Origin of the sequence: Hydrogenophaga sp. (assembly GCF_965657535.1) — a bacterium.
Taxonomy (GTDB): Bacteria; Pseudomonadota; Gammaproteobacteria; order Burkholderiales; family Burkholderiaceae_C; genus Hydrogenophaga.
Genome location: NZ_CBFHOP010000001.1, coordinates 162953 through 188207, shown reverse-complemented (window position 1 = coordinate 188207; position 25255 = coordinate 162953). Strand labels below are relative to the sequence as shown.

Sequence of the window (25255 nt, the reverse complement as noted above, 5' to 3'; positions counted from 1 at the left end):
GCAGGCGGCGCGGGGGGGGAATCAGCGAACCAACAACACCGGCACCTTGCAATGCGCAATCACCTGGGTGGCCACCGAGCCCATGACCAGGTTGCCCAGCGCGCTGTGGCCGTGGGAGCCCATCATCACCAGGTCAAACTTGCCGGCTTCGGCGGCCTTGGCAATGAGCTCGCCCGGCGCGCCTACCTTGCTGACCACTTTGCCGTCGATGCCATGGCGCTTCAGGAATTTGATCACCGGGGCGGTGACCTTTTCCACTTCATCGGCGTAGTAGCCATTGGCAATGTCAGCACCCACCGCCGCACGTGCCCGGGGTGGCAGCGGCGCCTGCGCGGTGAACAGCGTGAACTCGTTCTGGGCGCTGAACACCTCGTTGTGGGTGGCCAGGTAAGCCAGCATCTTCTTGGTGTAGCTGCTGCCATCGACCGCGAGCAAAATCTTCATGGGTGTATCTCCTTATGGGGTTGATTGATCTGAAGTGTAAGAGCAGCCACCGCCGCCTTTTTGACCTGGCGCAACGCAGCCTTCAGGGAATGCGGATCAGTTGCTGCGGTACAAAAGCCCGCTGTTCTTGCTTGTCGGCATAGCCCAGCGGGTTGGCCACGATCCGGCATCGGCCTACCTGCACATCGGTGGGGCAGTGCAGGTGGCCGTGCAGCCACAGGTCGGCCAGCGGCAGCAATTCATCCAGTCCGTTGCAAAAGCCCGCCGTGCCCGGGCTCATCCCGTAGCGTGGGTCGGCACTGTGCAGGGTGGGTGCGAAGTGGGTGACCACCACGGTGCGTCCGTCAAAAGGCTGGTCGAGCGTGCTGCGCAGCCAGTGTTGGCAGTCCAGCGCCAGCGCGCGCATGGCCTCGGCGTCAAACAGCCGGCCGTGGCGCTGGCTGGCCATTTTGGTGAGGTAAAAGTTGGCTGCTCGAAAGGCTTTTTCACGCTGGCGCAGGCGGTGCGTGAGCGGGTCGGTGGCCAGCGAAGCCGCTGCAGGTGTCACAAAGGCCGCTTGTGCCCCCTTCCGGGGCGCGCGCGGCGCCTTGGCGGGCTTGGTATGCACGTCACCCAGCGCGTCGTAGTCGCTCCACAGCGTGGTGCCCACAAAGCGCACGCCGCTCATCACCAGCGTCTCGCGCTCCAGCCAGGCCATGCCCAGGCGCTCGCAGGTGCTGCGCAGGCGCTGGTGGGCATCGTCCAGGTCGAGCGCGTCGTATTCGTGGTTGCCCGGGACAAACAGCACCGGCACCGGCCAGCCGGCGTATTGCGGCAGCGGTGAAAAGCGTTGCAAACCCCAGTCCGGCTCGGCCATCACGCTGCCGTCGCGGCGGGTCTGGTACGAACCGATGTCGCCAGCCAGCACCAGCACCTGGGCACCCGGTGTGGGGCTGGCGGAAAATTCGGGGTTGGCTTCGAGATGCAGGTCGCTCAGAAGCTGGATATTCATGCGGTCATTGTCGACCAGATCAGGCCACCCATGACGACCCTGCTGCTCTGCATCCGCCGCAGAGGTGCCCTGTCCTGCCAGGTGTTTCAACGCGAGGGCGCGGCGCTTTCAAGGTGCACCGGTTTGTGGTGTGCCGTTATCGGCCAAAAATCCGCTGGCTGAGGCGCGCTCAACCGTTTGGCGCAGCCAGCGGTGGGCGCTGCTGTGCGAGGCTTGCCGGTGCCAGAGCGCGTCCACATGCACGGGCGGCACCGGCAAGGGCAAGTCGCTCAGGGCCAGTTCGTGTTCGCGGCCTGTGGCCTCCACGAAGTGGCGCGGTAACACGGTCAGCAGGTCGGTGGTGGCCACCACACGTCCGGCGGTGAAAAACTGGTTGACCGTGAGCACCACCCGGCGCTGGCGCGACAGACTGGCCAAAGCCTCGTCCACGAACCCAAAGGCGCGCCCGGAAAAGCTCACCAGCAGGTGGCGGGCTGCGCAGTAGCTGTCCAGTGTGAGTGGCTGGCCCGCCAGCGGGTGTCCGCGCCGCATCACCACCACGTACTCGCCGTCGTACAAGCGCTGGTGCAGAAAACGGGGACTGTTTTCTTGCAGGTGCAGCGCGCCCAGTTCGGCCAGCACGCCGGGGAAATGGCCAATGGCCAGGTCGGCCGAGCCCGACTCTAGCAAGTCGCGCGGGTCGCGTGTGGTCAAGGGCAGCACCCGCAGGTTCACGCCCGGTGCTTCGGTTTCCAGAATGTCCATCAGCCCGGGCACGATCTTGGCGGCGGTGGCGTCCGCCATGGCCAGCACAAAGGCGTTGTGTGCCGTGCTGGGGGTGAAGTCACCTGGGGCGAGGGCATCGCGCAGTTGCTGCAAGGCGTCGCGCACGGTGGGCCACAGCAGCATGGCCACCGGGGTGGGTTCCACGCCATAGCCTGAGCGCCGCACCAACTCGTCGCCCATGGCCTCGCGCAATCGCTTCAGCGCATTGCTCACCGCTGGCTGCGTCATAGCGAGGTTGTGGGCGGCCCGGGTGAGGTTGCGTTCGGTCATCACCTCGTCAAAAACCCGCAGCAGGTTCAGGTCGAGGGTGCGGAAGTTGCGTTCATTTATCACCTTGGTGAATGTAATGCATCACAAAAATAAATTGGCATGACATGGGGGTTTACCCTAGTATTCGCTGGTCCAAAAGACATTGGTCATTTTTTAAGGAGTTCGCCATGAGCACCGTTTTCTCTCCTACACCTGAATCTCTGGGTTTGAACCCATCCTCCCTGGCTCCCAAGGCCGGGGCCTATCGCACCCGCCGGCAATTTGACGGTGCCCGTGGTCTCGCTGCCATGCTGCTCGCTGCCGCGGTGGCAGCGCTCGTGGTCTTCGCCGACCGCCTCATCAGCACCTGGGCCGATGGCCACCTGTTTCTGGCCTGGGTGTTCCTGTGGGTCGTGATTTTCGCGGGCTCGGCGTTGTTTGCCGGTACCGCCCGCCGCTTGGCCCAGCGCACCATGCGCTCGCTCGATGGCTGGTCGCAGACCCTGGCCCAAGCCCGTGCAGAAGCCCGGCTGTGGGACCTGGCCCAGAGCGATCCCCGGCTGATGGCTGACCTGACACAGGCGCGCCTGCGTGCGCTGGAAGACCACAACGATTTCAGCGATGCGCTGGCGCCGATGGGGTTGGAAACCGCTGTGACTCCCGTCAAGTTGGCTGGGTGGGACGCTTTCATTGAGCGCATGGCCGCCAACCGCACCCGCAACATGCACCTGCACTACATTTGATACAGCGCTGAGCGCGCGGCCCACAAGGCAGCGCCCAGCAAAAAAGCCACCGGTGGTAGCCGGTGGCTTTTTTTTCGCCCGAATGGATCATTCGGGGGCTGTGGTGTTCAGGGCAGGTCGTGCCCTGAACCGCTTTCTGTGGGCTACTGCGTCTGGTTACAGTGCGGCCAGGCGCTTTTCCAGCGCGGCCTTGGTGTCCACCAGCGCCTGGGGCAGGTGGTAAGCCAGTTGCTCAAAGTGGGCTTCGTGCAGCTTGAGCTCTTCGGTCCAGGCAGCTTTGTCGATGCTGGACACGGTGTTGAACTGCTCGGGGGAGAAGTCCAGGCCGGTCCAGTTGAGTTCGTTGTAGGTGGGCGCCACGCCAAACATGGTCTCGGTGCCGGCGGCCTGGCCTTCAATGCGGTCGATCATCCACTTCAGCACGCGCATGTTTTCACCGTAGCCGGGCCAGACAAACTTGCCCGCTTCGTCTTTGCGGAACCAGTTCACACAGAAGATGCTCGGCAGGGTATGGCCCTGGCTTTCCAGCTTGTGCTCCATGTCGAGCCAGTGCTGGAAGTAGTCGCTCATGTTGTAGCCGCAGAACGGCAGCATGGCAAACGGGTCGCGGCGCACCACGCCTTGCGCGCCGAAGGCCGCAGCGGTGGTTTCCGAACCCATGGTGGCCGCCATGTAGACGCCTTCCATCCAGGTGCGGGCCTCGGTCACCAGCGGCACCGTGGTGGAACGGCGTCCGCCGAAAATGAAGGCGTCAATGGGCACGCCGGCCGGGTCGTCCCAGGCGCTGTCCAGCGCCGGGTTGTTGGTGGCGGCCACGGTGAAGCGGGCGTTGGGGTGGGCGGCCTTGGCGCCGGTTTGCTTGGCGATCTCGGGCGTCCAGTCCTTGCCTTGCCAGTCGATCAGGTGCGCCGGGAACTTGCCCTGGTCCTTCTCCATGCCTTCCCACCACACGTCGCCGTCGTCGGTCAGCGCGACGTTGGTGAAGATCACGTTTTCGTTCAGGCTGGCCATGCAGTTGGGGTTGGTCAGCGTGTTGGTGCCAGGGGCCACACCAAAGTAGCCGGCCTCGGGGTTGATGGCGTAGAGCTTGCCATCAGCGTGGGGCTTGATCCAGGCAATGTCGTCACCGATGGTGGTCACGCTCCAGCCCTCGAAGCCGGCCGGTGGCACGAGCATGGAGAAGTTGGTCTTGCCGCAGGCGCTGGGGAAGGCTGCGGCCACATGGTATTTCTTGCCCTGTGGGTTCGTCACGCCCAGGATCAGCATGTGCTCGGCCAGCCAGCCTTGGTCACGGCCCATGGTCGAGGCAATGCGCAGCGCCAGGCACTTCTTGCCCAGCAGGGCGTTGCCGCCGTAGCCCGAGCCGTAGCTCCAGATTTCGCGCGTCTCGGGGTAATGCACGATGTACTTGGTGGTCGGGTTGCAAGGCCAGCTGGTGCTGTCTTGTTCACCGGCGGCCAGAGGCGCGCCCACGGTGTGCATGCAAGGCACAAACTCGCCGTCGGTACCCAGCACGTCGTACACCGCCTTGCCCATGCGGGTCATCAGCTTCTGGTTCACGGCCACGTAGGCGCTGTCGGTCAGTTCCACGCCGATGTGGGCGATGTGCGAGCCCAGCGGGCCCATGCTGAACGGCACCACGTACATCGTGCGGCCCGCCATGCAGCCGTCAAACAGCGGCTGCAGGGTTTGGCGCATGTCGGCCGGGGCCATCCAGTTGTTGGTCGGGCCGGCGTCTTCCTTTTTCTCGGAACAGATGTAGGTGCGGTCTTCCACACGGGCCACGTCGGACGGGTCCGAGCAGGCCAGGAAGCTGTTGGGGCGCTTGGCCGGGTCAAGGCGCTTGAAGGTTCCAGCGTCCACCAGTTGCTGGCACAGGCGGTCGTATTCGGCATCGCTGCCGTCGCACCAGACCAGACTGGCGGGTTTGCACAGGGCCACCATGTCGGCCACCCAGGCAATCAGCCGGGCATTTTTGACGTAGGCAGGGGTGTTCAGGTTCAGGCCCTGCATCACGGGTGAGTTCATGGGAGAAGCTCCAGAGTTTGTAAAGCGGCAAGCCCAAAAGACACCAAAAGCCGCAAGCCAGGAGAGCCTGGGGGCGGCTGTTGGGGTCCCTTGTGCAAAAAGGGCGGTCGGCGCTCGGGGCTGCTGTGCGGGTTGCGGATGCAGCACGAAGGAAAAAAGCGGGTGGATGATCCCGGGTTTTGATCCGCGTGTCGGCCTAAGTGACCAATTTTATGAAAGCACCGGGTCAGTTACCGGCAAGTTACATGCAAAACCCGCATAACCCTATGCTTATGGCGGCGGGCTGTGGCCGGCGTGCGCTGTGTGGTGTATGCGACGGCGCACGGGGCCGCACCCATGAAAAAGGCCGAAGGCCCGGGCGGGCGTTCGGCCTGGTGGGCTGACGGCAAGGTGTCAGGCCATGAAGACAGCAATAAAGGCCAGCAGGAAAATGAGCACAGCGCCGGCCACGGGCAGGACGATAGGCATCATGGGAACGATGGACTCCACCACATCTTGCGGCTGGTCTTTGTGGCTGTCGTGATCGTGGTGGGACATGGGGTTCTCCAGGGGAATGAACAAAACTGGCGCCGATTTTAGGGCAGACGCCGTCAGGGAGTGAAAAAATTGCGCTTACAACAGCGCGTAGGTGGTGCTGGCGCGGCACACGCTTTGGCCGTCACGGGCGCCGCTGATGTCAATTTCACCAAACACGAGGCTCTTGCCGGCGCGGACGATGCGCGCCGTGACCAGGGCGTCCTGGTTGGACAGGGGTTTGAGAAAGCTGGTGTTCAGCTGCACCGTGGTCATGGGCCGCTGGTTGCCCAGTCGGGTCACGATAGCGAGCACCATGGCGGTGTCGGCCGCCGACATGAGCGCCTGGCCGCACACCATGCCGCCCACGCGGCTGAGCTGGTCGTTGTGTGGCAGGCGCAGCGTGACCACACCGTCTGAAAACGACTCCACCGTGAGGCCCAGGGCTTGCACCCAGGGCGCAAACCAGTCGGCCAGCGCGTGCTGCAGGGTGTCGGTGATGACGGAGGCGGCTGGGGCGGTGGGTGCGGTCATTGGTTCATTCTTTGCGGCGCAGCTGGGACAGCCAGTGTTCCATCATTTTGCCTGCGGCTTCGCGCCCACCCAGCCCAAAAGCCAGGGCAAATGCCACCGCCACGGCGCCCAGGGTGAGGCCGAACGCCAGATTCACGATGTCGTCCGCGATGCCCATGGCGCGCAGGCCCATGGCGATCACCAGCGCCAAAATGGCGTAGCGCCCAATGCGTGCCAAGCCCTTGCTGCTGGCGCCACTGGCGCGGTCAATGGCGTCGTAGGCCACATTGGCCAGCCAGAAGCCGATCACCAAAATGGCCGATCCCAGCAAGATGTCGCCTCCAAAACGGATGAACGTGGACACGATGTCGCTCACCTGTGAAAAACCGAGCTGGCTGGCGGCTTCCACGCTGGCAAACAGCATGGCAAAAAACAGCGCCACCCGTCCCACGGCGGTGGAGGCTGGTGTGCGCTCGAACGCATGGGCCATGCCGATGCGGCCAGGCAAGGTGTCAAAACCGAGCGTGGCCAGCAGGCTGGCGAGCAGCTTGCTGGCAAACGAGGCTACCAGCCAGGTCACGACCAAGATGAGGCCCGCCGCAATCAGGTGGGGCACGCCTTGCATCAGCAGGGCCAGCATGTCGGTGGCGGGGCGCGAAATGGCTTCAATCTTCAAGGCGTCCAGCGCCGCAATCAGCGAAGGCAGGAACACCGCCACAAACACCAGCAGGCCGATGACGGTGGACAAGCGCACCGATTCGGACAGGCCCGCCTGCCCGCCCAGGGTGTCTACGCCTGCGGTCCGGCTCAGGTTGGTGGTGAGGTTGCGCAGCACCGTGGCCACGATCCAGCCCACACCTCCGATGATGAAGGCACCCAGCGCATTGGGCAGCATGCTCAGTGTCTGGCTCACCATGGTGCGCAGCGGGTCGAGCAAACCCTCCATTTCCAACGCACCCAGAACAGCGGGCACAAACAACAAGATGACCAGCCAGAACAGGGCGCTGGCCAGGCCTTCGCTCATCGGTGCCATGTCGGCGTGTTCCGACAGCTTTTCGTCTAGCGTGGATTTGTCCAGCAGCCTCTGTGCGACGGCGCGCACCACACTGGCCACCAGCCAGCCCACCAGGGCCAGCACCAGACCACCCAGCAGGCGCGGCGCGTAGGCGAACAGTTCGGTGGCCAAGGCCGAGAACGGACCCGACACAATCGCCAGATTCAGCGAGTTGAACACCGCCACCAGGGTGAGCAGGATCACCACCCAGAACAGGCCCAGCGCCACCGCGCCCTCAATGTCGACCCCGGTGCCGGTGAGTTTGCCAAACCGGTGGTTCACGCCAATGAAACCCAGGCTCTTGCGCACCGCTGCGCGCACCACCACGGCGATCAGCCAGCCCAGCACAAAAATGGCCAAGGCCCCAAGCAGTTGCGGTATGTGGCTGCCCAAGCTGCTTTGCAGCGCGTCCCACATGGCGTTCGTGTTCATGGCGTTTCCTCCAGGTTGGTGTTGGACACCGGACCATGATGCAGACCACCTGGACATGCGTCAACCCGTGCGCAGCAAGATGCCCGCCGATCGCGGAGGAAAAATGGCGAAAGAAGCCAATGCCGGCGCGTTGCCGGCAAATGCGTTTCGTGGGTTTTGCCTTAGAGCAGCGTGGTGTCGAAGCCTGCGTCGCGCAGCCGCTCAATCACCTGCGCAATGTGCTCGCGGCCGCGGGTTTGCAACACCAGCTCTATCGCCACGTTTTGCGCCGCCAGCAGGGTGAAGGCGCGCTGGTGGTGCACCTCGTCGATGTTGGCACCCGCCTCGGCCACGATGCCGGTGATGCGCGCCAGGTTGCCCGGAACGTCGCGCGCGTTCACCTGGATGCGGGCCAGGCGCCCAGCGCGCACCATGCCGCGCTCAATGATGGAGGCCAGCAGCAGCGGGTCGATGTTGCCGCCGCACAGCACCAGGCCCACTTTCTGACCGGCGAAACGCTCGGGGTACTTCAGCACCGCGGCCAGACCGGCCGCGCCCGCGCCTTCCACCAGGGTCTTTTCAATCTCCAGCAGCATCACGATGGCCTGCTCAATGTCGCCCTCGTCCACCAGCACCAGGTCGTCCACCTTTTCGCGCACGATGGCCAAGGTGATCTCGCCCGGTGTGCCCACCGCAATGCCCTCGGCAATGGTGCTGCTGCCCTGCGGCAGGTGCGTGCCCTTGATGGCGTTGACCATGGCCGGGAAGCGCTCGGTTTGCACGCCGATGATGCGGATGCCGGGCTTTAGGGCCTTGGCCACCGTGGCCATTCCGGCAATCAGGCCGCCGCCGCCCACGGCCACCACCAGGGTGTCCAGGTCGGGCTGCACACGCAGCATTTCCAACGCCACCGTGCCCTGGCCGGCCACGATGGCTTCGTCATCGTACGGGTGCACAAACACCAGGCCGTCGCGCTCGGCCAGGGCGTAGGCGTGGGCGCGGGCTTCGTCCAGCGTGTCGCCGTGCAGCACCACCTCGGCGTCAAAGCCGCGGGTGCGGTCAATCTTCACCCCGGGCGTGAAGCGCGGCATGACGATCACGGCCCGAATGCCCAGCCGCTGCGCGTGGTACGCCACCCCTTGCGCATGGTTGCCAGCGCTCATGGCCACCACGCCGCGGGCGCGCTCTTCGGCGCTCAGCTGCGACAGCTTGTTGCAGGCTCCCCGCTCCTTGAACGACGCGGTGTACTGCAGGTTCTCAAACTTCAAAAACACCTGGCAGCCGGTGAGCTGCGAAATGGTGCGCGATTCCACAAACGGGGTGTCCAACACCTGCCCGGTCAGGCGGGCGGCGGCGGCTTCAATGTCGTGTAGTTCCAGCATGCCGCCATTGTGGCCCGCTCCCCTCGCCAACGGGCTTGGGGAAAAGCCCCACAAATTGCTCAAACACGCTCCATCACGCTCTTCCATGAAACATCAAGCTGGGTTATGTTCCGCTCAGACCCGCGAATGGGCCGCCCGTTTGGGGCGGTCAGAGGTTTTTCTGGAGGTGTCTGGATGAGCAAACGCACGGTGCAGCCCGCAAGCCCTTTGGCGCGGGCGGTGCTGGAACCGCGAGAGTCCCGCGAAGGGCGCAGCCCCTGCGCGGTGGAAGGCCGGGTTTTTGTGCCCCATGGCTTGCGCCAGGCGCCGGTGCTCGACCTCATGTGTTCGCACTTTGTGCTCACACTGGCCGCCCGCCAGGGCCCTCGCTTCAACGTGCGGCGCGACCTGAACACCTTGCTGTCGCTGGCCGGGCGCCATCTGGTGTGGCCGCTGACGGTGCTGGGCCGCCTGCGCGAATTTTTGCAGCGGCGCTGCAAAGACAACGAACTCTGGAGTGGCCACGACCACCTGAGCACCAACGCCTTCATGGAGCGCTACGGCATCTGGCGAGGTCCGTACGAAGAAGGCACGCTGTTTTTCTATCTGGACGAGTACGCGAAGGAGTCACCCAAAGACTTGCTCGCGGTGTTGGCGGTGACAGGCGACTGGCTCAGCCAGGCACTGAAGAAACAGTCCACGCTGGTAGAAAAGAACATCGATGCGCTGGCCGGTCTGCTGCAGCTCAACCGGGCCGAACGCGCCCTGTTGCTTTACGGCACGCTGGCGCGCTACCAGCGCGACCTGCGTTCTATTTTGGTGGAATTCAAGGTGAACAACGCGCCCGAGGCGTACGCGGCCATTGCCGACGTGGCCGGCGTGAAGGCCAGCGAAGTGGGCGAGGCACTGCGCGCCGGCTCGCGGCTGGAACGCATTGGCATGGTCGAAAACCTGATCTCCGAGCACAACATCACCGACCTGGCCGACCTCATGAAAGTGAGCGAAAAGCTGCCACCGGTGCTGATGCGCGAGTACCGCACCCAGAGCGAGCTGATGGCGGTGTTCACCCGCCCCGCAGCCCGCTCGGCGCTCACCGACAAAGACTTTGCCTTTGTGGGCGACGACGTGCAGCTGCTGAGTGCCCTGCTGCGCGAAGCCGTCGCGCGCAAGGAACCGGGCGTCAACATCTTGCTGTACGGCCCGCCCGGCACCGGCAAAACCGAGCTGGCCCGTGTGGTGGCGCAAGCCGCCGGGCTGGAGCTGTTTGAAGTGGAATACGCCGACCGCGACGGTAACGCCCTGAGCGGGCGCGACCGCTACCGCTCACTGCAGATTGCCCAGGTGTTTTTGAAAGGCACGGCCCATTCGGTGCTGCTGTTTGACGAGGTGGAAGACGTGTTTCCGCCGATCTCCAGCGAAGCCGCGCAGCTCATGGCGCGCGCCGAACATGTGGCCGCGTCGCACACCGGCAGCGTCAGCGGCAAGGCCTGGGTCAACCAGATTCTGGAAACCAACGCTGTGCCCACGTTGTGGGTGACCAACCGCATCGAGCAAATCGACCCGGCGTTTCGCCGCCGCTTTGCCTACCACTTGGAGCTGAAAAGCCCGCCGCCGGGCGCCCGTGAGCAGCTGGTGCGCAAGACGCTGGAAGACGTTTCTGTGTCCGACGCGCTGGTGGCCCGCCTTACCGAGCGCAAGGGGCTCACGCCGGCACAAATTCGCACCGCCGTGCGTTTTGCCCAGCTGGCCACGGTACCGGCCAAACCCGCCAGTCGCCGAGCGGGCAAAGCTGCCGCGCGCCCCACTTCGGGCCCGGTGCTGGACCACCTGATCGAGCGCCAGCTCAAACACGCTGATCTGGCGCTGGGCCGCCGGCCCGACGCGCTGCAGCGCCCCAGCGTCACCCAGTACAGCCTGGACATACTGAACGTGGAAAGCCGCTACGAGCTGCCGCGCATCGTCAGCGCGCTCAAGGCGCGCGGCCACGGTTGCCTGTGCTTTCACGGCGCACCCGGCACCGGCAAAACGGCGCTGGCCGAGCACATGGCGCAGCAGCTGGAGCGCCCGCTCATGGTGCGCCGCGCCAGCGACCTGATGAGCAAATTTGTGGGTGAAACCGAGCAGCAGATGGCGGCCATGTTTCGCGAGGCCGAGACCGAAAAGGCCGTGTTGCTGCTGGACGAAGCCGACAGCTTTTTGCAAGACCGCCGTGGTGCCCAGCGCACCTACGAGGTGACCGAGGTGAACGAAATGCTGCAAGGCATGGAGCGCTACGCCGGCATCTTCATTTGCACCACCAACCTGATGGACAGCATCGACCAGGCGGCGCTGCGGCGATTCACCTTCAAGATCCGGTTCAATCCGCTCACGCGCGAACAGCGCGAGCGCATGTTTGTGGTGGAAGCACTGGCGGGTGATGCCTCAGCGCTCACGCCCGCTTGTGCCCGGCGGCTGGCCACGCTCGACCAGCTGTGCCCAGGCGACTTCGCTGCTGTGAAACGCCAAGTGGACATATTGGCGGAGGCGCTGGCGCCCGACGAATTTTTGGCCCAGCTTGAAGCGGAACACCGCATCAAGCCCGAGGTACGTGAATCACGCGGTATCGGCTTCACGCATTGAGGGCCAGCTGGGCAAACCTCGGTAACACCGAGGCCGCTTGCGGCGTGTCCCTCAAGCCCGCGTTGATCTGCACCGCATCGCGCCCCTCGCGCGCCAGCACCGGCCCCATGCCGTCCACATAAGCCCTGAGCGCTTCGGCTGAAAATTCCGGGTGAAATTGCACGCCCCAGGCGCTGGGCCCCACGCGAAAAGCGTGGTGTGGTTCAAACGCATTGCCGGCCAGCAGCACCGCACCCGGTGGCAGGCGGCGCACCGACTGCCAGTGCGTGGCCTGGGCGTCAAAAGCGTCGGGCAGCGCGCCCAGCAAGCGGTCGGTGTGCGCGGCGGCATGGCGCTGGACGCGCACCGTGCCTATCTCCACCCCTTGCGGGTGGTGCGCCACCTCGCCACCCAGCGCGTGCGCCAGCAGCTGGTGACCATAGCAAATACCCAGCACCGGCGTTTGCACCGCCACGGCCCGCTGCAGCCAGGGCACCAGCGCTTCGCTCCAGGCTTCGCGGTCGCTCACCATGGCGTGCGAGCCCGTGAGCACGATGCCCGCTACGGTGTCGGGTGGCGGCGGTGGTCCGTCTGCGCGTGCGTCATAGCGCACCACCGTGGCCGCACTGGCACCGCCCGCACGCAAGCCCGCTTCAATCCAGTCGTCAAAATCCCCCAGCCGCTGGCGGATGTGGTCGTGCGTGCGACCGGTCTGAACGATGAGCAGGGGGTGGGGTGCAGTCATGCACGCGATTTTAGAAACCTCGCCCCTGTCGCGTGGGCTGCGTCCAAGAAAAAGCCCGTCTCAAGGACGGGCCAAACGAGGAGACAAGCAAGAATGCAGGAAAGAGGTGTCTTGTTCCAGAACGCCGCGCAACCGGCTTTACCGGGCCGCCACCGTTGCCCCTTGGGGGGTGACGCGCGCAGTGCGTCGCGGGGGGTGAATTCAATGCAACAAGGCCATCGGACCAGAGGGCAGTTCCTCAGGCGTGTAGTCCGGGTGATGGTCCACGAAAAAGCGCAGCTTCTGGTCGAGCCGGCTGACACGCTGGTGGGCCTCGCTCTCGCAGTGGTGCTTGGAGATCAGGTTGAACAGCTTGCCGCGCAGAAACCACAGGTCTTTGGGGCTCTGGCAAGAAATCAGGGCCGCGTGCAGCCGCGTGCGCACGGGGTCCTTGATGTCGGCCATCGCGTCGTGGAATTCGTCGACGAGGAAATCCAGCTCCAGTACCTGGGTGTCGTGGTATTTTTCATGGCGCCGTTTGCCGAACCATGGCAGCTTGAAGAACATGGGGATCTCCAGAAGTGTTCTAAGAGAATGCAGGCAAGGTCATTGCCGGCTTCCCCCTTCACTTCGGCCCTTCCTGCGGCCACTGAAGTAGGAATTTAGGAAAAACGGCACGCCACCCGACAGACGGTCATTCAGAAGTGGCTACCTTAGACGATGGTTCTCGGCGGGGGCATCCATTTCACACGAAAGAACTCACCACCCGGAGCACCTCCGCGCCGTAAGCTTCGCGCTTTTTCTGGCCCAGGCCTGCGATGCCATCCAGGTCGGCGTCGGTCTGGGGCATGCGGCTGGCAATGGCGCGCAGGGTGCTGTCGTGAAAAATCACAAAAGCGGGCAGGTTGTGCTCGCGCGCCACCTCGCCGCGCCAGGCTTTGAGTGCGTCCAGGCAGTCGCGTTCGGCCAGACTCAGCGGCTGGCCGTCCGGCGCTGCGGCGGCGGCGCTGCTGCGCGCGGCCTTGCTGCGGCTGGTGCGGCCCGGGGTTTTTTCCGCCGCCAGCTTCAGCGCCACCGGGCGCTGGCCTTTCAAAATCTCGCGCGCGGCGTCGGCCAGGTGCAGCGTGTTGTAGTGCGCAGCATCCACCTGCACCGCCTCAATGGCGATCAGCTGGCGCAGCAGCGCTCGCCACTGTGTTTCTGACAGGTCGGCACCAATGCCGAAGGTGCTGAGCTTGTCGTGCCCGTACTGCGCCATCTTCTCGGTCTGCTTGCCGCGCAAGATGTCCATGATGTGACCCGCGCCAAACGCGGTGCCGCTGGACTGCTGCACGCGGTAGATGCACGAGAGCAGCTTGCGGGCTGATTCGGTGGCGTCCGTCAACGCGGGCGGGTGCAGGCAGTTGTCGCAATTCATGCAACGGACCCCCACGCTCCCCGCTTCGCGTGGTTCGCTGTCCCCCAAGGGGGCTGGCCTGGCTTGGGGCGGCCCGGCGCGGCGGCCGTCCGCGCTTGACTCAGGCCCTTGGTAGTCTTCGCCAAAGTAAGCCAGCAGCCGCACGCGGCGGCAATCACTCGCCTCGGCCAGGGTCAGCAAGGCGTCGAGCTTGCCGCGCAGCACCTGCTTGAACTCGTCGGCCGCGGGGCTCTCATCAATCATGCGGCGCTGGTTCACCACGTCCTGCAGGCCGTAGGCCATCCAGGCGTTGGCGGGCTCGCCGTCGCGCCCGGCACGGCCGGTCTCCTGGTAGTAGCCCTCGATGTTTTTGGGCATGTCCAGGTGGGCGACGAAGCGCACGTCGGGCTTGTCGATGCCCATGCCGAAGGCGATGGTGGCCACCATGATCAGGCCTTCTTCGCGCAGGAAACGGTCCTGGTGCTGCTGGCGCTTGGCCGCGTCCATGCCCGCGTGGTAGGGCAGAGCGTTCAACCCGGCATCGTTGAGCATGCCGGCTACTTCTTCCACCCGGCGGCGCGACTGGCAGTACACGATGCCGGCGTCGTGCCCGGCGCTGCTGGTGTGCTCGTCGCGGATGAAACGCAGCAGCTGCGTGGTGGCGTCTTTCTTCTCCACCAGCTGGTAGCGGATGTTGGGCCGGTCGAAACTGCTGATGAAGGTGCGCGCCTGTTGCAGCTGCAGGCGCTCCACGATGTCGGCCCGCGTGAGGTCGTCGGCGGTGGCGGTGAGGGCCACGCGCGGCACGCCGGCGTAGCGCTCGTGCAATATGGCCAGCGAACGGTATTCGGGCCGGAAGTCGTGGCCCCACTGGCTCACGCAGTGCGCCTCGTCAATGGCGAACAGGCTGAGCTTGCCGCGCTCGTGCAATGAGTCCATCAGCGCCAGAAAGCGCGGCGTGGTCAGCCGTTCGGGGGCGGCGTAAATCAGCGTCAGTTCGCCGCGCAGCAGCTGCTTTTCGGTCTGCTGGGCTCCCTCGTTGGTCAGGCTGGAGTTGAGAAAGGCGCCGGCCACGCCGGCTTCAATGAGCGCGCCCACCTGGTCGTGCATGAGCGCGATCAGCGGTGACACCACCACCGTGAGGCCATGGCCGGCGCGCTCGCGCACGATGGCCGGCACCTGGTAACACAGCGACTTGCCGCCGCCCGTAGGCATGAGCACCAGCGCGTCGCCGCCGGCGCTCACATGCCCAACAATGTCGGCCTGCGGGCCGCGAAAGGCGTCATAGCCAAAGACTTCCTGCAGCACGCCCACGCAGGCTTCCAGGGTTTCGCCCTGGGGGGAAATGTCAATCATGGGCCACAACGCCAGCGGGCGATCCCAAGCCAACGGTCACATTTGTTCCCACGGCAAGCCCTCAAAACGCCAGCCGTTCAGGCTGGAGCGCTTGAACGCGTCGTTCAGCTCGCCTTCAAAGCCGTGCACCACATGCGCTACGTTGGAAAAACCGACGTCCTCCAGAGCAGCGCCAGCGTCCAGCGTGCGCTTGCCGCTGCGGCAGATCAGCAGCACCGGACGGGTTTTGTCGCCCGCTTCTTTTTCCACCGCTGCTGCAAAGCGCTGTGGGTCGGGCGTGAGGTCGGGGTATTCGTACCAGGGAATGTTCTCAACCCCAGGCGGGCGGCCCACGTACAGCGACTCGATCTCCATGCGGACATCAACAAAAATGGGGCCTTCCTCGCCTCGGGCTTCGCGCGCCGCGCGCTCGGCCTGCAGCCAGGCCCATGCTTCCTTGGGGGGCAGGTGTTTCATGGCCGCTATTGTCGGGTATCTGTAGGTCGGGCTCTCTACGCGGCCCACCCGCAAGCGGATAGGCTGCTTGGCTTGCCAAACACGCTGCCCATCACATTCCCAGCCCGAAGCCCCTGTACATGACCGCGAACGCCACCGCTGCTCCCTATCCCCACCTGCTGGCCCCGCTGGACCTGGGCTTCACCTCGCTCAAAAACCGTGTGCTCATGGGTTCCATGCACACGGGTCTGGAAGAAGGGCGCGACCTGGGCAAGCTCGCCGCCTACTTTCGAGAACGCGCCGAAGGCGGCGTGGGCCTGATGGTGACGGGCGGCTTCTCGCCCAACATCGTGGGGTGGACCAAGCCCTTTGCTGGCACACTGTCCACCTCGGGCGCAGCCCGGCGTCACCGCGTGGTGACCGACGCCGTGCACCAGGCCGGCGGCAAGATTGCGCTGCAAATCCTGCACACCGGCCGTTATGGCTACCACCCGTTGGCGGTGGCGCCCTCGCGGCTGAAGTCGCCCATTTCGCCGTTCACCCCCTTTGCGCTCACCGCGCGTGGGGTCGAGCGGCAAATTCGCGCCTTCGTCAACTGCGCGGCCAAAGCCCGCGAGGCCGGCTACGACGGCGTCGAAATCATGGGCTCCGAGGGCTACCTCATCAACCAGTTCCTGAGCCTGGCCACCAATCTGCGCACCGACGCTTGGGGTGGCGACTGCGCCAACCGCATGCGCCTGCCACTGGAGATCGTGGCGCGCACGCGCGAGGCCGTGGGCCATGACTTCATCATCATTTACCGCTTGTCCATGATTGACCTCGTGCCGGGCGGCAGCCGCTGGGACGAGGTGGTGCAGCTCGGCAAGGCCGTGGCCCGAGGCGGTGCCAGCATCATCAACACCGGCATTGGTTGGCACGAAGCGCGCATCCCGACCATTGCCACCAGCGTGCCGCGCGCTGCTTTTGCCTGGGTCACGCAGAAGATGAAAACCGAGTTTGCCGCCGCTGGCATCACCACGCCGCTGGTCACCAGCAACCGCATCAACACGCCCGAAGTGGCCGAGCAGCTGCTGGCCGATGGCGTGGCTGACCTCGTGTCCATGGCGCGCCCGCTGCTGGCCGACGCCGAGTTCGTCAACAAGGCTGCGCGTGGCCAGAGCGACCTGATCAACACCTGCATTGCCTGCAACCAGGCCTGCCTGGACCACGTGTTCGTGAACAAGACGGCCAGCTGCCTGGTCAACCCGCGTGCCTGCCGCGAAACCGAGCTGGTTTATCGCCCCACGCCCAAGGCCAAGCGCATCGCCGTGGTGGGCGCTGGGCCGGCTGGCCTCACGGCGGCCACGCTGCTGGCCGAGCGTGGCCATGCGGTGCAGTTGTTCGACGCCGCCAGCGAGATCGGCGGCCAGCTCAACATGGCCAAGCAGGTGCCCGGCAAGGAAGAGTTCCATGAAATGCTGCGCTACTTTCGCCGCCGGTTGGAAACCACCGGCGTGCAGCTGCAGCTGGGCCGCACGGTCCAGGCCAGCGAGCTGATCGGGTTCGACGAAGTGATCATCGCCACCGGCGTGAGCCCGCGCGACCCGAAGATCCCCGGTCAGGACCACCCCAAGGTGCTGAGCTACATCGAGGTGCTGCGCGACCACCGGCCTGTGGGCGCGCGCGTGGCCGTCATTGGTGCGGGTGGCATTGGGTTTGACGTGGCCGAGTACCTGGTGCACAGCGGCACCTCCACCACGCTGGACTTGGCTGCCTGGCAGGCCGAATGGGGTGTGGCCGACCCCGCGCTGGCCACCGGCGGCCTGGCCACCACCCGGCCCCAGGTGTCGGCCCCGGCGCGCCAGGTGACGCTGCTGCAGCGCAAAGCCGGCAAGCTGGGCGCCGGCCTGGGTAAAACCACGGGTTGGATTCACCGCGCCGCGCTGAAACACAAAAACGTGCAGATGATGGGCGGCGTGAACTACGAGCGCATCACCGACGAAGGCCTGTGGGTGTCCCACAGCGAGAAGCGCGAAGACCCGACCTGCATTCCCTGCGACACCGTGGTGCTGTGCGCCGGGCAGCTGCCGTTTCGCCCCTTGGCCGACGCATTGGCCGCGCTGGGCAAGACGGCGCACGTCATCGGCGGCGCACTGGAAGCGGGTGAGCTGGACGCCAAGCGCGCGATCGACCAAGCGGCCCGGCTGGCGGCTGCGTTGTAGGCCCGTGGGGATTTGACCAGGCTCCCTACAATCCTCTTCATGACCGCTCAGACCTACACCCGCGCCCAGGCGCTGCCCGCCATCCTCTCGCAACGTATCGCCATTCTCGACGGCGCCATGGGCACCATGATCCAGCGTTTCAAGCTGGGCGAGGCCCAGTACCGTGGCGAGCGTTTCAAGGACTTCCACAAAGACGTCAAAGGCAACAACGAGCTGCTGAGTCTGACGCGGCCGGACGTGATCCGCGACATCCACGAGGGCTACCTGGCCGCTGGCGCCGACCTGATCGAGACCAACACCTTCGGCGCCACATCAATAGCGCAGGAGGACTACGACATGGCCCACCTGGCGCGCGAGATGAACCTGGCCTCGGCCCGCATCGCCCGCGAAGCCTGCGACAAGTACAGCACGCCCGACAAACCCCGCTTTGTGTGTGGCGCCCTGGGCCCCACGCCCAAGACCGCCAGCATCAGCCCCGACGTGAACGACGCGGGTGCGCGCAACGTGACGTTTGAGCAGCTGCGCGCGGCCTACTACGAACAGGTGGAAGCCCTGGTGGAAGGCGGGTCCGACGTGCTGCTGGTCGAAACCATCTTCGACACCCTCAACGCCAAAGCAGCGCTGTTCGCCATCGACGAATTTTTCCAAAACAGCGGCGAGCGCCTGCCGGTCATCATCAGCGGCACCGTCACCGACGCGTCGGGCCGTATCCTCAGCGGCCAGACCGTCACTGCCTTCTGGGCCAGCGTGCGCCACATCCAGCCGCTGGCGGTGGGCCTGAACTGCGCGCTGGGCGCCACGCTCATGCGCCCCTACATCCAGGAACTGGCCAAGGTCGCGGGCGACACCTTCATCAGCTGCTACCCCAACGCCGGCCTGCCCAACCCCATGAGCGACACCGGCTTTGACGAGACCCCCGACGTGACCAGCCGCCTGCTGCGCGAGTTTGCCGCCGAGGGGTTGGTCAACATCGTGGGTGGCTGCTGCGGCACCACGCCGCAGCACATCGGGGCTATCCACGACGCGGTGGCGAGCCAGGCGCCGCGTGCTTTAAAGCTGATTGGACAGCATAGAGGCTTCAAAACCGACGGTGACAAACTGAAAGAAGCTGACCATGTTTGAAACCCGCACTTACGACGACCCTATTGTGCTCAATCCAGCGATTCGGTCGCGGTGGGCGTTTCTGGAAACCAGCTCAGCGGCTGCGGTGTTGCGCTCGGTGTGCCCGGTTGAATGGGCTGACATCACAGCGGTGCTGGAGGCGTTTGCCCTTGACCCGGCCCACTGGCTCAAAAAGGGCGGCAACCGGGGCGACATTGCCAAAGTCATTGATGGACTGTTTGCCGAGCGTGGGTGGCGCGAAACCCGTGTCGATCTGGTGACCCAGGGCGTGCTGCTGTCCAGAAACCTGGAGGTGATGGAGCGCTTGCCCCCTGTCGAGCAGGAGGGCTATCTGGTGGACAACTTCAAAGGGCGTGTGGCGCTGGATGTGGAGTGGAATGCCAAAGACGGCAATCTGGATCGTGACTTGTCAGCCTACCGCGCCTGGCATGAGGCGGGTGTGATTTCTGCGGCCGTACTGATTACACAGGATCGGGGCAGGCTGAAGGAGTTGGCCGAGCGGCTGTGGTCCGAACACCAGGCGACCTTGCCTGCTGACCAACGCAACGCCAAGTTGCCGATTGACCTCAACACTTCGACCACCACCAACCTTGAGAAGGCCGCCTTGCGCGTGCGCCGGGGTGTGATGGGCACCTGTCCGTTGCTGGTCGTAGCCGCCACGCCGGAGACATGGAACGGCCAGCCTTATTCGGTCGTCTGAAACAGGTCACCTTCAGCTGACCAGGTGTGCGAGGCTCGTCCACGGGGGCGCATGGTCGCACCGGCTGCTTGCAGCAGTGCTCGGACACGTTGTATCGAGTATCCGGTTTCGTCGGCCAGTTGTCGGACGCTTTTGCCTGCCTGGTACAGGCCACGCAACTGCTCGCCCAGTGCTTCAGCACGGCCCGGTTGAAGGTGCTCGTTGGGCAGCAGTGGAGGCATCATGGAGCCGCCGGCATAACCTTTGTGTACTACGCCGCGTGGCACCACTTCATCTGCTGATTCATCGCCCCACACCGTCCAGCCAAGGCGCGGGTGGCGTGCGAACAGCTCCAGGTAGGCACCGGGCGAACAGGATTCAATCAGTGCGTACTGTTCATCGGGCTTGCGCGAGTGCTCGCGTTTGCGGGTTTCAATCATGTTGACCTGTGACCGACCGGGGGGCAGTGTGCGCATCGAGCCGCGTACACCGAACAGAAGCAGCTCGGTCACATTGCGGAAATAAAAGCCCACTCCCCGTCCGTCCGGTCCGCCGTCGATTCGCCGCTTGGCCCAGACGATGTTGCTGACATAGCGAAAACCCCAGGCTTTCATGACTTCCAGCCCATCGGGCAGCAATGCATTGGGTACCCAGAGGTACAGGTGGGCATTGGGAGCCAGGATCTCCTTGACCCCGAGGGCCTTAATAGCCTCAAGAGGCATGGTGGAATATCGGTCCAGTCTACGGTGCTCGGGGGCCACTTTCCCTGTGCGGTTGGCAAACCTCCAGGGAGGATCGGCAAGCACAGTGGAAAAACCGCCGATCGTCTGGGGCAGTGGCAATGGTTCGGATTCGGGTCTGAGTGGCTCGGGTTTCATATGTTGAGTATATGATATATAGATCTATAAAAAGATCTTTTGTATTTTGTTTCTCTTCTACAAACGCATTCCTTCGAGTCCCTTCACTCCCTCGCCCGAGTCCCCAGATACAGCCACCCATCCGTGCGCGCCGCGTTCATCGCCAGCGCGAACAGTTCGCCACTGGCCGTGCTGAAGCGGGCAATGCCCGAGACTGTGGTGCCGTGGCTCAGGGCGCAGCCGCTGCCGGCAAATTGCATGGCAATGTTGAACACGTTCTTGCCACCGGGGCGCGGTGTGGCGGTGCCGCTGGCGGTGCAGCCGTGTTCTGAAGACAGCGCCACCGTACCGGACGCGGCCACCCGCCAACTCGCTCAGGCGGGCGGGTTGGTCGTAGCCCGGCACATAACGGCCGCTGAACCCGACACCGTAAGAGTTGGTGGTGCTGATGGCCTGGCGCGGCACGTAGGTGCCGGAGAAGCTGGCCGCACCGACGGTGCGCGATGGAATTTCGAACGTCTGTCCGGTGCCGTGCAGCACGCTCTGGCTGGAACGGGTGCTGCCATGGAAGGCACCGAGGGTGGTGCCTTCCTGGTCGTAAATGCCCCAGGTGTCGCCGTTGTCCAGAACGCCCCACTTCACGTTCACGCCGCTGGGCGCGGTGGCCACCCAGAAGCCATCGGCGCTGTTGCCTGTGTCAGAGGCGGCTTCATCGCGGCTGGCGGCCGCAGCACCCAGGCAGATGGCGGCGGTGAGGGTGAGCAGGGTCAGGGGCTTGAACATGGCGGGCTGGAGTGGGGTGGTGTCTGTATTTTCGCTGGGTCTGCGACGGCGTCGGGCAGTCTGGGGCGCGGTGCCATGGCCGCACGGACAGCGACCACTGTCAGTCAAAACCTGAAAGTTGTTCAGCTTGTAGGGTCGGGAGGCTGCGTCCACAATTGCGCCTTCCCGTCAAGGGGAGTAACCAACCTGCCACCGGGCGCTGCCCGGCTTCTGCGGGTGGGGTTTTCGTCAATACGTGGCCTGGTTCAATGCGATCCGGCCGCCGGAAACTCCGGGCTGGGTGACGTGCCTGGTTCAGGCCAGACCTTGGAGGGTGTTTGTTTTTCAACACCGTCCTTCAAGGTATTTCTATGGAAACCATTGCTCCCCTTTGGCTATGGGGCGTTTTTGTCGCCTTTGTGCTCGTCGCCTTGTTCGTCGACTTTGTCGTGCTTTCCAAGCAGGGCGCCCATGAAGTGGGCGTCAAAGAGGCGCTGTACTGGTCGCTGGCCTGGGTGGCGGTCAGTCTGGTGTTCAACGCCCTGCTCTGGTGGGCCATCAAGGACACCACCGGTTCCGTCGAGGTCGCCAACGAAAAGGCGCTGGAGTTCCTCACTGGCTACCTGATCGAGAAGAGCCTGGCGGTGGACAACATCTTTGTCTTCCTGCTGATCTTTACCTACTTCGCGGTGCCGCCCACGTTCCAGAAGCGGGTGCTGATGATCGGCATTCTGGGCGCGATCGTGCTGCGCACCATCATGATTCTGGTGGGTGCCTGGCTGCTGGACCAGTTTCACTGGATCCTTTATGTGTTCGGCGCTTTCCTGATCCTGACCGGCGTGAAGATGTGGATGGGCGCGGATTCCGAGTCCAACCTGGACGACAACCCGGCCCTGAAGTTGCTGCGCCGGGTGATGCCGGTGAGCAAGGAGTACGAAGGCGAGAAGTTCTTTACCGTTGAAAACGGCAAGCGCATTGCAACGCCTTTGCTGATGGTGATTGCCCTGGTGGCCATGACCGACGTGATCTTTGCTGTGGACTCGATCCCGGCGATTTTCGCCATCACCAAAGACCCGTTCATTGTGCTGACCAGCAACGTGTTTGCCATTCTGGGTCTGCGCGCCATGTTCTTCCTGCTGCAGGCGGCGGCCAGCCGTTTCCACCTGTTGAACTACGGCCTGGCTGTGATCCTGGTGTTCATCGGCACCAAGATGATGCTGATCGACATCTTCAAGATTCCGGTGTCGGTGTCGTTGGGCGTGGTGCTGGGCATTTTGGCCATCACCATGGTTTGGAGCGCCAAGACGGCGCCCAACACCTGAGCGCGGGCCGGGCAAGGGCTCAGCCTGGGTTGAGCCGGTCGTGCGTGGGTATCAGCGCGTCCAGCTCTTCTTGCATCGACTGCACGAGCTTGCCGTAAATCTGTTGCTTGTGGATGCTCTCTCTCAGCCGCTCAGCCAGGCGCTGCGCCACAGCGGTCATGAGTTTGGCGGCGTTGGCGGGTTGTTCGGCGATGAGTGCTTCCAGGGCCTCGCGGGTGAGCACGGCGCAGCGCACGTCGGTGCTGGCGGTGCAGGTGGCTGAGCGGGCGGCGCCGTCCACCAGGGCCATTTCGCCAATCAGGCTGCCTGGCCCCAGCACGTTGACGGTGATGGGGTTGATGCAGCGCGCCAGCAGGTTTTCCACCGTGATCTCGCCGTCCAGCACCAGCACCATGAAACCAGTGTCGGTGGTCTCACCCTGCCGGATGATGGCGGTGCCACTGGGAAAACGGCGCGGCGTCATGAAGCTGACCACGGCGAGCGCTTCAGCCTCGCTCAGCTGCATCAGCGCGGTGGGTGCGCGCAGCAAGCGCGCCGCCTCGTGGGCGCTGGACGAACCGCTCACCGCCGCCTCGCGTTCGGTGGGCAGGCGCAACCTGGGGAGGTCTTTGTCGCGGTGAGCGCCAAACAGTTTGTCGAACAGGGCCATGGGTCGGGGTACGGGTTGGGCGGTGAGGGGCCATTTTGCCTTTGTTGGCCGACGCCCGTTGCCCAGAAATGCACCGCTTTGGCACATCGATTGCTTGTGGGCTTCATGCCCTTTGATTCACACCCCCTGTTCAGCCGCCCGCCGTCGCCCACCGCCGATGCCTGGCGCGACCCGCTGGCGCTGCTGCTGGCCTCGACCGGTGAGGGCATTTACGGGGTGGACCTGGACGGGCTGTGTGTGTTCATCAACCAGGCGGGTGCTCGCATGATCGGCTTTGAGCCGGACGAGTTGCTGGGCCGCAACATGCACGACCTGACCCACCACGCCCGGGCCGACGGCTCGCCCTACCCCGAGGCGCAGTGCCCCATCTTCAACGCCTTTCGCCAGGGCTTGCCGTGCCGCATCGACAGCGAGGTGTTCTGGCGCCGCGATGGCACGGCGTTTCCGGTGGAGTATTCCAGCCACCCCATCCTGGACGGCGCCGAGGTGCGCGGCGCGGTGGTCACGTTTGTCGACATCACCGAGCGCAAGCGCGCGGCCGATGCGCTGCAGCGCGCCAAAGACGAGCTGGAAGAGCGCGTGGGTGAGCGCACGCTCGCGCTGGCCACCGCGCTCAAGCAGGTGCGTGAGCTGGCCGCCTGGTCTGAAACCGTTCGCGAAGAGGAGCGCACCCGCATTGCGCGCGAGGTGCACGACGAGCTGGGCAGCCTGCTGGTGGCGCTGAAAATGGATGTGAACTGGATGGACAAGCGCCTGGCCGAACAGCCCCAGCGCAGCCCCGAGGCGGCGGGCGACATGCGCGAGCGCATGCGCTGCAAATGCCAGAACATGAGCCGTCTGATTGAAACCGCGGTGGACAACGTGGGCCGCATCATCACCGACCTGCGGCCCAGCATTCTGGACCACCAGGGCCTGTGGGCTGCGCTGGAATGGCAGGCCCAGGAGTTTGTGCAGTCGGCTGAAATGACCCTGGACTGGTGCCTGGACGTGGACGGCGTGCCCGAGCCACCCGAGCCGCTGGCCATGGCGGTGTTTCGCATTTTTCAGGAGATGCTGAGCAACGTGGGTCGTCACGCGCAGGCCCGGCACCTGACGGTGTCCATTGGGGTGCAGGCGCGGCTGCTGAGCCTGGCGGTGCAAGACAATGGCGTGGGTGCGCCGGCGCAGGCCTTTGAGGCCGCCGACGCCTACGGCGTGATGGGCATGCGCGAGCGGGCACGCCACTTTGGGGGCGATGTGCACATCACCAGCGCACCAGGATGGGGCACGCGCTTGTGCCTCACGCTCACCTTGCCCGACGGAGCCACCGCTTGAACACCGTTTTTGACACCCTGCCCGAAACCATCCGTGTGCTGATCGGGGACGACCACCGTATCGTGCGCGAAGGGCTCAAGCAGATCCTGGCCGATGCACCCGACGTGCAGGTGGTGGCTGAATCGCAGACCGGCACCGAGGTGCTGGCCACGGTGCAGGCACTGGGCGGCCCGCTGGGGCTTGATCTGGTGTTGCTCGACATCGCCATGCCCGGGCTGGACGGGCTCGATGTGCTGCAAGCGCTCAAGCGCGAACACCCACGCTTGCCGGTGCTCATGCTCAGCACCTACCCCGAAAAGCAATACGCGGTGCGCTGCATTCGCCTGGGCGCCTGTGGCTACCTGAACAAAAGCGCCGACCCCGACGACATGCTCGCCGCCGTGCGCAAGGCCGCAGGCGGCGGGGTGTTTCTGAGCCAGGCCACAGCCGAAGCGCTGGCTGCCGCCGTGGGCAGCACGTCGGCCCAGGGCGGGCCTGAAGCGCTGTCGCACCGCGAATACCAGGTCTACCGCCTGCTCACGCAGGGCCGCACCGTGAGCGAAATTGGTGCACAGCTGGGCCTGGCGCCCAACACGGTGAGCACCTACCGGGCGCGCATCCTGGAAAAGACCGGCGCCAAGAACGACGTGGAGTTGGCGCTGTACGCCGAGCGCCACGCGCGCGCCCCGAAACCGGCCTGAACGGGGCTGCTCGGGCGGCATTTGTAGGGCCAGCCCTACACCGCGTGGGGCCCACTGCTGCGAAATGCCGTGCCAGCGCGCAAATGCA

The 25255-nt window shown here is 64.7% G+C and carries 23 protein-coding genes; 8 read left to right on the top strand and 15 right to left on the bottom strand.

Annotation, left to right across the window (positions count from 1 at the left end):
* Window positions 1-21: 21 nt before the first annotated feature.
* The 3 genes from ACTG4K_RS01005 to ACTG4K_RS00995 all read right to left on the bottom strand — a co-directional run bounded on the left by ACTG4K_RS01005 (window position 22) and on the right by ACTG4K_RS00995 (window position 2530).
* Window positions 22-444: a universal stress protein gene (locus ACTG4K_RS01005; protein WP_439112330.1), complete on the bottom strand. Its 423-nt coding sequence runs from the start codon at window positions 442-444 to the stop codon at window positions 22-24.
* An 82-nt stretch (window positions 445-526) separates the two neighbouring features.
* The gene (locus ACTG4K_RS01000) at window positions 527-1435 is read right to left on the bottom strand and encodes a metallophosphoesterase (RefSeq protein WP_439112329.1); all 909 of its coding nucleotides are present in this window, start codon (window positions 1433-1435) and stop codon (window positions 527-529) included.
* Between the two features lie 108 nt (window positions 1436-1543).
* A complete protein-coding gene (locus ACTG4K_RS00995) occupies window positions 1544-2530 on the bottom strand; it encodes a LysR family transcriptional regulator (RefSeq protein ID WP_439112649.1) in 987 nt (328 codons plus the stop codon).
* 107 nt (window positions 2531-2637) lie between these two features.
* Between ACTG4K_RS00995 and ACTG4K_RS00990 the strand changes: the two genes are divergently transcribed.
* Window positions 2638-3192 (top strand): hypothetical protein, encoded by a 555-nt coding sequence (locus tag ACTG4K_RS00990; protein WP_439112328.1) that lies wholly within the window; start codon window positions 2638-2640, stop codon window positions 3190-3192.
* Between the two features lie 156 nt (window positions 3193-3348).
* Here ACTG4K_RS00990 and ACTG4K_RS00985 read toward each other — a convergent pair whose 3' ends face one another.
* The 5 genes from ACTG4K_RS00985 to ACTG4K_RS00965 form a co-directional block, all read right to left on the bottom strand.
* Window positions 3349-5220, bottom strand: a complete 1872-nt coding sequence (locus ACTG4K_RS00985; RefSeq protein ID WP_439112327.1) for a phosphoenolpyruvate carboxykinase (GTP) — start codon at window positions 5218-5220, stop codon at window positions 3349-3351.
* Window positions 5221-5613: 393 nt separating this feature from the next.
* Window positions 5614-5757, bottom strand: a complete 144-nt coding sequence (locus tag ACTG4K_RS00980) for a hypothetical protein (protein ID WP_439112326.1) — start codon at window positions 5755-5757, stop codon at window positions 5614-5616.
* Window positions 5758-5832: 75 nt separating this feature from the next.
* Window positions 5833-6267, bottom strand: coding sequence for a PaaI family thioesterase (locus ACTG4K_RS00975; RefSeq protein WP_439112325.1), 435 nt, complete (start codon window positions 6265-6267; stop codon window positions 5833-5835).
* Window positions 6268-6271: 4 nt separating this feature from the next.
* Window positions 6272-7732: a mechanosensitive ion channel gene (locus ACTG4K_RS00970; protein ID WP_439112324.1), complete on the bottom strand. Its 1461-nt coding sequence runs from the start codon at window positions 7730-7732 to the stop codon at window positions 6272-6274.
* A 161-nt stretch (window positions 7733-7893) separates the two neighbouring features.
* On the bottom strand, window positions 7894-9093 hold the full coding sequence (locus ACTG4K_RS00965; protein WP_439112323.1) for a threonine ammonia-lyase: 1200 nt from the start codon (window positions 9091-9093) through the stop codon (window positions 7894-7896).
* 321 nt (window positions 9094-9414) lie between these two features.
* Between ACTG4K_RS00965 and ACTG4K_RS00960 the strand changes: the two genes are divergently transcribed.
* The gene (locus tag ACTG4K_RS00960) at window positions 9415-11691 is read left to right on the top strand and encodes an ATP-binding protein (RefSeq protein WP_439112648.1); all 2277 of its coding nucleotides are present in this window, start codon (window positions 9415-9417) and stop codon (window positions 11689-11691) included.
* Here the strand turns inward: ACTG4K_RS00960 and ACTG4K_RS00955 are convergent.
* The 4 genes from ACTG4K_RS00955 to ACTG4K_RS00940 form a co-directional block, all read right to left on the bottom strand.
* Window positions 11681-12415: a glutamine amidotransferase gene (locus tag ACTG4K_RS00955; RefSeq protein WP_439112322.1), complete on the bottom strand. Its 735-nt coding sequence runs from the start codon at window positions 12413-12415 to the stop codon at window positions 11681-11683. The genes ACTG4K_RS00960 and ACTG4K_RS00955 overlap by 11 nt on opposite strands.
* A 201-nt stretch (window positions 12416-12616) precedes the next feature.
* The gene (locus ACTG4K_RS00950) at window positions 12617-12961 is read right to left on the bottom strand and encodes a hypothetical protein (RefSeq protein ID WP_439112321.1); all 345 of its coding nucleotides are present in this window, start codon (window positions 12959-12961) and stop codon (window positions 12617-12619) included.
* Between the two features lie 178 nt (window positions 12962-13139).
* Window positions 13140-15146, bottom strand: a complete 2007-nt coding sequence (locus tag ACTG4K_RS00945) for a RecQ family ATP-dependent DNA helicase (RefSeq protein ID WP_439112320.1) — start codon at window positions 15144-15146, stop codon at window positions 13140-13142.
* A 36-nt stretch (window positions 15147-15182) separates the two neighbouring features.
* The gene (locus tag ACTG4K_RS00940; RefSeq protein ID WP_439112319.1) at window positions 15183-15602 is read right to left on the bottom strand and encodes a rhodanese-like domain-containing protein; all 420 of its coding nucleotides are present in this window, start codon (window positions 15600-15602) and stop codon (window positions 15183-15185) included.
* 119 nt (window positions 15603-15721) lie between these two features.
* Between ACTG4K_RS00940 and ACTG4K_RS00935 the strand changes: the two genes are divergently transcribed.
* From ACTG4K_RS00935 to ACTG4K_RS00925, 3 genes are read left to right on the top strand one after another with little or no spacing between them, the layout of a single operon-like run.
* Window positions 15722-17782, top strand: coding sequence for an FAD-dependent oxidoreductase (locus ACTG4K_RS00935; RefSeq protein WP_439112318.1), 2061 nt, complete (start codon window positions 15722-15724; stop codon window positions 17780-17782).
* A gap of 39 nt (window positions 17783-17821) precedes the next feature.
* On the top strand, window positions 17822-18904 hold the full coding sequence (locus tag ACTG4K_RS00930) for a homocysteine S-methyltransferase family protein (RefSeq protein ID WP_439112317.1): 1083 nt from the start codon (window positions 17822-17824) through the stop codon (window positions 18902-18904).
* Window positions 18897-19604, top strand: coding sequence for a BglII/BstYI family type II restriction endonuclease (locus tag ACTG4K_RS00925; RefSeq protein ID WP_439112316.1), 708 nt, complete (start codon window positions 18897-18899; stop codon window positions 19602-19604). The genes ACTG4K_RS00930 and ACTG4K_RS00925 overlap by 8 nt, the downstream gene beginning before the upstream one ends.
* Here the strand turns inward: ACTG4K_RS00925 and ACTG4K_RS00920 are convergent.
* Together ACTG4K_RS00920 and ACTG4K_RS00915 are read right to left on the bottom strand one after the other, a co-directional pair.
* Window positions 19589-20461, bottom strand: a complete 873-nt coding sequence (locus ACTG4K_RS00920) for an MT-A70 family methyltransferase (protein ID WP_439112315.1) — start codon at window positions 20459-20461, stop codon at window positions 19589-19591. The two genes, ACTG4K_RS00925 and ACTG4K_RS00920, sit on opposite strands and share 16 nt — an antisense overlap.
* A gap of 57 nt (window positions 20462-20518) precedes the next feature.
* Complete coding sequence (locus tag ACTG4K_RS00915; RefSeq protein ID WP_439112314.1) at window positions 20519-21223, bottom strand: hypothetical protein; 705 nt, start codon at window positions 21221-21223, stop codon at window positions 20519-20521.
* Between the two features lie 350 nt (window positions 21224-21573).
* On the opposite strand from ACTG4K_RS00915, the gene ACTG4K_RS00910 reads away from it, so the two are divergent.
* Window positions 21574-22524: a TerC family protein gene (locus ACTG4K_RS00910; protein ID WP_439112313.1), complete on the top strand. Its 951-nt coding sequence runs from the start codon at window positions 21574-21576 to the stop codon at window positions 22522-22524.
* A gap of 19 nt (window positions 22525-22543) precedes the next feature.
* On the opposite strand, the gene ACTG4K_RS00905 is transcribed toward ACTG4K_RS00910, so the two are convergent.
* Entirely contained in the window at window positions 22544-23173 is a 630-nt protein-coding gene (locus ACTG4K_RS00905) for a cyclic nucleotide-binding domain-containing protein (RefSeq protein ID WP_439112312.1), read from the bottom strand.
* Between the two features lie 105 nt (window positions 23174-23278).
* On the opposite strand from ACTG4K_RS00905, the gene ACTG4K_RS00900 reads away from it, so the two are divergent.
* Window positions 23279-24487, top strand: a complete 1209-nt coding sequence (locus ACTG4K_RS00900; RefSeq protein ID WP_439112311.1) for a PAS domain-containing sensor histidine kinase — start codon at window positions 23279-23281, stop codon at window positions 24485-24487.
* Complete coding sequence (locus tag ACTG4K_RS00895; protein ID WP_439112310.1) at window positions 24484-25167, top strand: response regulator; 684 nt, start codon at window positions 24484-24486, stop codon at window positions 25165-25167. The genes ACTG4K_RS00900 and ACTG4K_RS00895 overlap by 4 nt, the downstream gene beginning before the upstream one ends.
* The last annotated feature ends 88 nt before the right edge of the window (window positions 25168-25255 follow it).

Bases quoted from the DNA above. Each gene is read 5' to 3' on its own strand.
- ACTG4K_RS00990 (WP_439112328.1), top strand. From the start codon at position 2,638: ATGAGCACCGTTTTCTCTCCTACACCTGAATCTCTGGGTTTGAACCCA.
- ACTG4K_RS00970 (WP_439112324.1), bottom strand. From the start codon at position 7,732: ATGAACACGAACGCCATGTGGGACGCGCTGCAAAGCAGCTTGGGCAGC.
- ACTG4K_RS00940 (WP_439112319.1), bottom strand. From the start codon at position 15,602: ATGAAACACCTGCCCCCCAAGGAAGCATGGGCCTGGCTGCAGGCCGAG.
- ACTG4K_RS00920 (WP_439112315.1), bottom strand. From the start codon at position 20,461: ATGAAACCCGAGCCACTCAGACCCGAATCCGAACCATTGCCACTGCCC.
- ACTG4K_RS00915 (WP_439112314.1), bottom strand. From the start codon at position 21,223: ATGTTCAAGCCCCTGACCCTGCTCACCCTCACCGCCGCCATCTGCCTG.
- ACTG4K_RS00910 (WP_439112313.1), top strand. From the start codon at position 21,574: ATGGAAACCATTGCTCCCCTTTGGCTATGGGGCGTTTTTGTCGCCTTT.
- ACTG4K_RS00905 (WP_439112312.1), bottom strand. From the start codon at position 23,173: ATGGCCCTGTTCGACAAACTGTTTGGCGCTCACCGCGACAAAGACCTC.
- ACTG4K_RS00965 (WP_439112323.1), bottom strand. From the start codon at position 9,093: ATGCTGGAACTACACGACATTGAAGCCGCCGCCGCCCGCCTGACCGGG.
- ACTG4K_RS01000 (WP_439112329.1), bottom strand. From the start codon at position 1,435: ATGAATATCCAGCTTCTGAGCGACCTGCATCTCGAAGCCAACCCCGAA.
- ACTG4K_RS00945 (WP_439112320.1), bottom strand. From the start codon at position 15,146: ATGATTGACATTTCCCCCCAGGGCGAAACCCTGGAAGCCTGCGTGGGC.
- ACTG4K_RS00985 (WP_439112327.1), bottom strand. From the start codon at position 5,220: ATGAACTCACCCGTGATGCAGGGCCTGAACCTGAACACCCCTGCCTAC.
- ACTG4K_RS00980 (WP_439112326.1), bottom strand. From the start codon at position 5,757: ATGTCCCACCACGATCACGACAGCCACAAAGACCAGCCGCAAGATGTG.
- ACTG4K_RS00935 (WP_439112318.1), top strand. From the start codon at position 15,722: ATGACCGCGAACGCCACCGCTGCTCCCTATCCCCACCTGCTGGCCCCG.
- ACTG4K_RS00975 (WP_439112325.1), bottom strand. From the start codon at position 6,267: ATGACCGCACCCACCGCCCCAGCCGCCTCCGTCATCACCGACACCCTG.
- ACTG4K_RS00960 (WP_439112648.1), top strand. From the start codon at position 9,415: ATGTGTTCGCACTTTGTGCTCACACTGGCCGCCCGCCAGGGCCCTCGC.
- ACTG4K_RS00950 (WP_439112321.1), bottom strand. From the start codon at position 12,961: ATGTTCTTCAAGCTGCCATGGTTCGGCAAACGGCGCCATGAAAAATAC.
- ACTG4K_RS01005 (WP_439112330.1), bottom strand. From the start codon at position 444: ATGAAGATTTTGCTCGCGGTCGATGGCAGCAGCTACACCAAGAAGATG.
- ACTG4K_RS00930 (WP_439112317.1), top strand. From the start codon at position 17,822: ATGACCGCTCAGACCTACACCCGCGCCCAGGCGCTGCCCGCCATCCTC.
- ACTG4K_RS00955 (WP_439112322.1), bottom strand. From the start codon at position 12,415: ATGACTGCACCCCACCCCCTGCTCATCGTTCAGACCGGTCGCACGCAC.
- ACTG4K_RS00900 (WP_439112311.1), top strand. From the start codon at position 23,279: ATGCCCTTTGATTCACACCCCCTGTTCAGCCGCCCGCCGTCGCCCACC.
- ACTG4K_RS00925 (WP_439112316.1), top strand. From the start codon at position 18,897: ATGTTTGAAACCCGCACTTACGACGACCCTATTGTGCTCAATCCAGCG.